1 protein-coding gene and 1 pseudogene are annotated in these 1567 nt (G+C 73.6%); one reads left to right on the top strand and one right to left on the bottom strand.

The annotated features are described in order from the left end of the window. Positions 1-166 (top strand): annotated as a pseudogene (locus tag H5J30_RS37140) (GNAT family N-acetyltransferase); the annotation flags it as partial. A 396-nt stretch (positions 167-562) separates the two neighbouring features. Here the strand turns inward: H5J30_RS37140 and H5J30_RS32310 are convergent. After that, complete coding sequence (locus tag H5J30_RS32310; RefSeq protein ID WP_181791200.1) at positions 563-1225, bottom strand: HNH endonuclease family protein; 663 nt, start codon at positions 1223-1225, stop codon at positions 563-565. Positions 1226-1567: the final 342 nt, after the last annotated feature.

Genomic DNA, 1567 nt, shown 5'->3' with positions numbered 1-1567 from the left:
CGGGAACGCCGCGTCGCAGAGGGTGCTGGCCAAGGCAGGGTTCGTGGCCGTCGGCCCGGCCGACCCCGCGCACCTCAGCAGCAAGCCCGGCACGTGGTACCAGCGCGACCTGCCCGCCGCCGCGGGCGGCGCCGAGGCCGTTCCCGGGGCCCGTAGACCGTCCTGACCAGCCGGCGTTCGCCGGGTGGCGGCTGTGTAACCTGGTCAGGACCGCGGCCGAGGCGGCGGGTGGGGACGTCGGCCGCTTTGCGTGGAGCCCGTACGGGCCCGGGCCGGGAGCAGCGGGGAGATCGAGTTCGTGGCGACATGCAGGAAGTGCGGTGCGCGGAAGCGCCGCTGGCCCCGTTCCTGCCCGGCGTGCCGCGCCGGGTCCAGCAGGGCGGACGTGGCCGCGGAGGGCGCGGACGTGGCCGTGGCGGCGGGGGCGCTCGGGTGGATCGGCCGGGGGATCACGGCACTCGTGCGGCTGGTGTCGCGCGCCCTCAACTGACCGCCGGGGCCGCACGGGGCACCCCGGCTGTGGGCGGGATGCCCCGGCGATCCGTTCCCGGAAGGGCCCGTTCTAGTACGAGCAGCCGCTGAGCATGCTCTGCACCGCGGACTTCTCCGCGGAGTCGATCTTCAGGTTCCAGCGGTACTTGGTGTGGATCCAGAACTTGGCGTACCCGCACCACGAGGCGGTGCGCGGGGGCTTCCAGTCGGCCGGGTCGCGGTCGCCCTTGGAGCTGTTGACCTCGGTGGTCACCGCGATGAGCTGCGGGCCGGTGACGTCGTTGGCGAACTGCTGGCGGCGCGTCGTGGTCCAGCCGCTGGCGCCGGAGCGCCACGCCTCGGCCAGCGCGACGACGTGGTCGATGGAGATCTGCGCGGGCGAGCTGCGGGTGACGCCGTCGAAGTAGCTGTACCAGGAGCCGCCCGTGGGGTAGCAGTCGGCGCCGGTGGTCACGTTGGTGCCGTCGCGCTTGAGGACCGTCTCGCGGGTGTTGCAGGTGCCGGAGACCGTGGTCCAGTGGGGGAACTTGTCGCGGTCGTAGCCGGTCATCGAGCCCTCCGCGGCCACGGTCAGGCTGTTGAGCTCGGATTGCACCTGCGCCTTGGGCGGCACGTCGGGCGGGAACGCGGCCGCCGGCGGCGCCGCGCCGAGCGCGACGCCGAGGACGAGCGCCAGGAGGGCGAGCGCGGCCGTCCAGCCGCGCGGGGATATCGCCGGGAAACTGAGCAACATGACCTCCAGGGGGGTGAGGAGGAACATCTGCGGCCGGGCGGGAGCACCGGCCGTGCGGTGCGCGTCCGCCGCACGGCGCCGGAACTGCCCTACGGTTGACACGAGTTCGAACCGGGCGGTCCTGTCTACGCGAATAGACATGCCCATGACATCTCGTTGTCATGCACAGGGAAGAGATGCGCCGGCCGCTGCCGGCGCCCCGGGCCCGACGGCCCCGGACGGGGCCGGGTGTCTTTGCCGGGTGGGGGTGAGTAGCCTGGCCTATTCGTGCCCGCTCGGCGGGCCCCCGCCCGGCGACCGAGGAGACCGCGTATGAGCAGGTACGCGCACGCGGTCGGCCCC

Source organism: Streptomyces phytophilus, assembly GCF_013870535.1.
Taxonomy (GTDB): domain Bacteria; phylum Actinomycetota; class Actinomycetes; order Streptomycetales; family Streptomycetaceae; genus Streptomyces; species Streptomyces phytophilus.
The sequence above is the reverse complement of the archived record's forward strand: the minus strand, read 5'-3'. Positions and strand labels throughout refer to the sequence as shown.